This is a genomic window from Pseudomonas sp. Pseusp97 (genome assembly GCF_047304025.1).
In the GTDB taxonomy this organism is placed as follows: domain Bacteria; phylum Pseudomonadota; class Gammaproteobacteria; order Pseudomonadales; family Pseudomonadaceae; genus Pseudomonas.
The window spans coordinates 1-5,555 of the sequence record NZ_JBGLYK010000293.1 but is presented as its reverse complement, the minus strand read 5'-3'; the positions used below and the strand labels follow the sequence as shown (position 1 = coordinate 5,555).

Sequence of the window (5,555 nt, the reverse complement as noted above, 5' to 3'; positions counted from 1 at the left end):
ATCTACGCCTGGCTCGGCACCATCGGCGCCGAATACTTCATGCCGTCTGACGGCGGTATCGGCAGCCTGATGATCGGCGCGCAACAACTTTTCCGCATGGACCTGGTCGGCGCCGGCATGTTGCTGGTCGGCCTCACCGGAGCCCTGCTGGCCGCGCTCGGCCAGCGCATCGAAGCGCGAGTGACGCGCTGGAGACACGCATGAACGCTTTCGCATCCCAGGCCCTGGTGAGCTTTCGCCAGGTGGCCAAGAGTTTCCCCGTGGACGGTCGAGAGCTGCAGGCCATCGAACGCTTCGACCTGGAGGTCGCTGACGGCGAGTTCATTGCCATCGTCGGTGCCAGCGGCTGCGGCAAGTCCACGCTGCTGCGCCTGCTGGTGGGACTCGACCGTGAGTTCCAGGGCGAGATACGCATCGACGGCAAGCCCATCGACGGCATCGGCGGCGAACGCGGCATCGTGTTCCAGGAGCACCGCCTGTTCCCCTGGCTGAGCGTTGAGCAGAACGTCGCCCTCGGTCTGGTCAACGAACCGCTGAGCGAAACCGGCAAGGCCGCCAGGGTCGCCGATTACCTGCAGTTGGTCGGCCTGACGGCCTTCGCCCGCGCCTACCCGCACCAGCTGTCCGGCGGCATGGCGCAGCGCGTGGCGATTGCCCGCGGCCTGGTGGCCAGCCCGCGCATCCTGCTGCTGGACGAGCCCTTCGGCGCGCTGGACGCGCTGACCCGCCAGCAGTTGCAGGAAGAACTGCTGCGCATCCGCCAGCGCGAGCGCATCACCACCGTGCTGGTGACCCACGACGTGGAGGAGGCGCTGTTCCTCGCCGACCGCGTGGTGGTGATGGCGCCGCGTCCGGGGCGCATCAAGCGCATCGTCGAAGTGCCGCTGGCGCACCCGCGTGAGCGCGGCGGCTACGACTTCCTGCGCCAGCGCGAGGCGCTGTTGCACGAGCTTACGGGCGAGGGCGACTACGTCGCGCCGCAGCTCAAGCGGGTGGAAGACCTGCCGTTCGAATTCATTGCCTGCTGATCCAGAGAACCCGCCCTTGTAGGAGCGAGCCTGCTCGCGAAGCTCTTCGACCAGGCCACCCTGGATAGTTCGCGAGCAAGCTCGCTCCTACAGGCTCACCCAACCTACCGAGTCCGACCATGAGCAAACGCCCCAACTTCCTCGTCATCGTCGCCGACGACCTCGGCTTCTCCGACCTCGGCGCCTTCGGTGGCGAGATCGCCACGCCGCACCTCGATGCCCTGGCCCTCGACGGCCTGCGGCTGACCGACTTCCACACCGCGCCGACCTGCTCGCCGACGCGCTCGATGCTGCTCACCGGCACCGATCACCACATTGCCGGCATCGGCACCATGGCCGAGGCGCTGACCCCCGAGCTGGAAGGCAAGCCGGGCTACGAGGGCTACCTGAACGACCGCGTGGTGGCGCTGCCCGAACTGCTCCGCGAGGCGGGCTACCAGACGCTGCTGTCCGGTAAATGGCACCTGGGCCTGAAGCTGGAGCAGGCGCCCCATGCGCGCGGCTTCGAGCGCTCCTTCTCGCTGCTGCCGGGCGCGGCCAACCACTATGGTTTCGAGCCGCCTTACGATGAGAGCACGCCGCGCATCCTCAAGAGCACGCCGGCGCTGTACGTCGAGGATGACCAGTTCATCGACGAACTGCCGGCGGATTTCTATTCCTCCGATGCCTTCGGCGACAAACTCATCCAGTACCTGAAGGAGCGTGACCAGAACCGTCCGTTCTTCGCCTACCTGCCGTTCTCCGCGCCGCATTGGCCGCTGCAGGCACCCAAGGAGGTGGTCGACAAGTACAAGGGCCGCTATGACGCCGGCCCCGAGGCGCTGCGCCTGGAGCGCCTGGAACGGCTCAAGCAGCTGGGCCTGATCGATGCCGATGTGAAGGCGCATCCGGTGCTGGCGATCAGCAAGGAATGGGCGCAGCTCAGCGACGAGGAGAAGGCCAGGTCCGCAAGGGCCATGGAGGTCTACGCGGCGATGGTCGAGCGCCTGGACTGGAACGTCGGCCGCGTCGTCGAGTACCTGCGCCAGCAGGGCGAGCTGGACAACACCTTCGTCCTGTTCATGTCCGACAACGGCGCCGAGGGTGCGCTGCTGGAGGCCTTCCCGCGCTTCGGCCCGGACCTGTTGAGCTTCCTCGACCAGCACTACGACAACAGCCTGGAGAACATCGGCCGCGCCAACTCCTACATCTGGTACGGCCCGCGCTGGGCCCAGGCGGCCACCGCGCCGTCGCGGCTGTACAAGGCCTTCACCACCCAGGGCGGCATCCGCGTGCCGGCACTGGTGCGCTACCCGGCGCTGCAACGCCAGGGCGAGATCAGCCATGCGTTCTCCACGGTGATGGACATTACCCCGACCATCCTCGACCTCGCCGGTGTGCGTCATCCGGGCAAGCAGTGGCGCGGCCGCGAGGTGGCCGAGGTGCGTGGCAAATCCTGGCTGGGCTGGCTGTCGGGTGAAACCGAACAGGCCCATGACCAGAACACCGTCACCGGCTGGGAGCTGTTCGGCATGCGCGCGATCCGCCAGGGCGACTGGAAGGCCGTCTACCTGCCCGCGCCGGTCGGCCCGGCCACCTGGCAGCTCTACGATCTCGCCCGCGACCCCGGCGAGACCCGGGACCTGGCCAAGAGCGAGCCGGCGAAGCTGGAAGCGCTGATCGAACACTACAAGCAGTACGTCAACGAGACCGGGGTGATCGACGCGCCGCCGCCGTTCCTCGCGCGCTGATCCGTAACCGACCATCAAAACCCGAGGCAATGCCTCGGGTTTTTTGTTGGCCTGCCGTACCGCTGGGAAAAAAGCCTGAACTCCGACGACCGCTTCTGTCCCAAGGGATAGGTACGAGGCGGCCCGCGAGCCGTCGATCATCCGTGACGAGGAGAACGCTTCATGGCACAGACCCCCGGCAAGCAGAGCGAACTGGCAGGCACCGGCACCACCGACCGTGGCAACACCAGCGAGAAGATCGAGCAACTGGAGCGCTACCGCGAGGACTCCACCGGTGAAGCCCTGACCACCAACACCAATGTGCGCATCGCCGATAACCAGAACAGCCTGCGCGCCGGTGACCGTGGCCCTTCGCTGCTGGAAGATTTCATCCTGCGGGAGAAGATCACCCACTTCGACCACGAGCGGATTCCCGAACGCATCGTCCACGCGCGTGGCACGGCCGCCCACGGCTACTTCGAGTCCTATGACGACTGGAGCGCGCTGACCAAGGCGTCCTTCCTCGGCAAGGCCGGCAAGCAGACCCCGGTCTTCGTGCGCTTCTCCACCGTGCAGGGGCCGCGCGGCTCGGCGGACACGGTACGCGATGTGCGCGGCTTCGCGGTGAAGTTCTATACCGACGAGGGCAACTACGACCTGGTGGGCAACAACATGCCGGTGTTCTTCATCCAGGACGCCATCAAGTTCCCCGACTTCGTCCACGCGGTGAAGCCCGAGCCGCACAACGAAATCCCCACCGGCGCGTCGGCCCACGACACCTTCTGGGACTTCGTTTCGCTGACGCCGGAGTCGGCGCACATGGTCACCTGGGCCATGTCCGACCGCGCCATCCCGATTTCCCTGCGGCACATGCAGGGCTTCGGCGTGCACACCTTCCGCCTGATCAACGCGGCGGGTGAGAGTTCGCTGGTGAAGTTCCACTGGAAGCCCAAGGCCGGCGTCTGCTCGCTGGTCTGGGACGAGGCGCAGAAGCTCGCCGGCAAGGACCCGGACATCCACCGCCGCAAGCTGTGGGAAGATATCGAGAGCGGCGACTATCCCGAATGGGAGCTGGGCGTGCAGGTGATCCCGGAGGCCGATGCGGACCAGTTCGACTTCGATCTTCTCGACCCCACCAAGCTGGTGCCCGAGGAGCTGGTGCCGGTGAAGCTGCTCGGGCGCATGGTGCTCAACCGCAACCCGGACAACTTCTTCGCCGAGACCGAGCAGGCCGCCTTCCACCCCGGCCACATCGTGCCCGGCATCGACTTCAGCAACGACCCGCTGCTGCAGGGCCGGCTGTTCTCCTACACCGATACCCAGCTGCTGCGCCTGGGCGGGCCGAACTTCAACCAGATTCCGATCAACCAGCCGCTGTGCCCGTTCCACAACAACCAGCGCGACGGCCTGCACCAGCACATGATCCACAAGGGCCGCGCGTCCTATGAGCCCAACTCCATCGACAACGGCTGGCCGAAGGAAACTCCGGCCGCGGCGCGCCAGGGCGGCTTCGCCAGCTACCACGAGCCGGTTGCGGGGTCGAAGGTGCGCGTGCGCGCCGACTCCTTCGCCGACCACTTCAGCCAGGCCGCGCTGTTCTACCAGAGCCTGAGCGAGGCCGAGCAGGGGCACGTGGTGTCCGCCTACGCCTTCGAGCTATCGAAGGTGGAGCGCATGTCGATCCGCGAGCGCGAGGTCAACGAGATCCTGGTGAACATCTCGCCGGACCTGGCGCAGCGGGTCGCCAGCCAGATCGGCGTGAAAGTCACCGCGCAACCGTCCGCTGCACCGCAGCCGCAGACGTCCCCGGCGCTCAGCCAGGTGAACCTGCTGTCCGGCGATATCCGTTCGCGCAAGGTGGCCATCCTGATCGCCGATGGCGTCAGCGAGAGCGACGTCAGCGACCTCACTGATGCCCTGCAGAAGGCCGGTGCCAGCGCCAAGCTGATCGGCCCCAGCGCCGCGCCGGTAAAGGCGGACAGCGGCGCCGAGCTGATTCCCCATGGCAGCTACGATGGCTTGCCTTCGGTGGTCTTCGACGCGGTGTTCGTGCCGGGCGGCGCCCAGTCGGTACAGACCCTGGGCGGCGACGGTCGCTCGCTGCACTACCTGCTCGAAGCCTACAAGCACCTCAAGCCACTGGCTTTCGCCGGCGACGCCAAGGCGCTGCCGGGCCAGCTGGGCTTGCCGGCGGATGAGGGAGTGGTGCAGGGCGCTTCGGCGACGGATGTATTCGGGCCTCTGGAGGCGGCGCTGAAGCAGCACCGTGTCTGGGCGCGCGAAGCGCAGATCGCGCGGATTCCGGCGTAGGGCCTGCACCGGCCAAGGCCTGGCTCGCTCCCTCTGGGAGTGAGCCAGGCCGGCGATTCGCTCGCTGGTGCGCTCCCAAGGTCTGCATCGTGGGTTCGGTCAGCGTAAGAGCAGGAGCACCTGTGTTCTTCTGATAGTTCGTGCCTGGGATTTTCCCTCTCCCTAACCCTGGCTACGCGCCCCGCTCCGAAGGGAGAGGGGACCGTTTGGTGAAGGCTGAAACCACTGTATCAGCCGGCACGGACAGCTCCCTCTCCCTTCAGGGAGAGGGCGGGGGAGAGGGCGTGCCCCGTGGCGATATTTCAGGTAGAAGCGGATTCATCCGTGAAGGGCTGGCGGCCTGCCGGAGGTTATCCCGTTGGCAGCGAATTCCTGCGCGACGGTTTTCGCGGACAAGGTCCGGTCCTCCGCGGTCGCATACGAATTGTAGGAGCGAGGGTTGGGGGCGGCCCCCCCCCCCCCCCGGGGCGGGGGGGGGCGCGCGGCGCGGAGGCAGGCGGGGTGTGTT

Annotated in this window: 3 protein-coding genes and 1 pseudogene; all 4 read left to right on the top strand. The window is 67.0% G+C overall.

The genetic code is table 11. From position 1 onward, the window contains the following. Positions 1-204: pseudogene (locus tag ACCC94_RS27360) on the top strand (ABC transporter permease); the annotation flags it as partial. Then, a complete protein-coding gene (locus tag ACCC94_RS27355) occupies positions 201-1,028 on the top strand; it encodes an ABC transporter ATP-binding protein (RefSeq protein ID WP_413352736.1) in 828 nt (275 codons plus the stop codon). The pseudogene ACCC94_RS27360 and the gene ACCC94_RS27355, both read left to right, overlap by 4 nt. Before the next feature lie 119 nt (positions 1,029-1,147). After that, positions 1,148-2,758 carry an arylsulfatase gene (locus tag ACCC94_RS27350; protein WP_413352735.1) on the top strand — a complete coding sequence of 537 codons (1,611 nt, stop codon included), beginning with the start codon at positions 1,148-1,150 and terminating at the stop codon, positions 2,756-2,758. Between the two features lie 162 nt (positions 2,759-2,920). Next, positions 2,921-5,047, top strand: a complete 2,127-nt coding sequence (gene katE / locus ACCC94_RS27345) for a catalase HPII (RefSeq protein WP_413352734.1) — start codon at positions 2,921-2,923, stop codon at positions 5,045-5,047. The last annotated feature ends 508 nt before the right edge of the window (positions 5,048-5,555 follow it).

What these genes read in the sequence shown, in the direction of transcription:
- ACCC94_RS27355 (WP_413352736.1), top strand. Translation starts at nt 201, where the DNA reads ATGAACGCTTTCGCATCCCAGGCCCTGGTGAGCTTTCGCCAGGTGGCC.
- ACCC94_RS27350 (WP_413352735.1), top strand. Translation starts at nt 1,148, where the DNA reads ATGAGCAAACGCCCCAACTTCCTCGTCATCGTCGCCGACGACCTCGGC.
- katE (WP_413352734.1), top strand. Translation starts at nt 2,921, where the DNA reads ATGGCACAGACCCCCGGCAAGCAGAGCGAACTGGCAGGCACCGGCACC.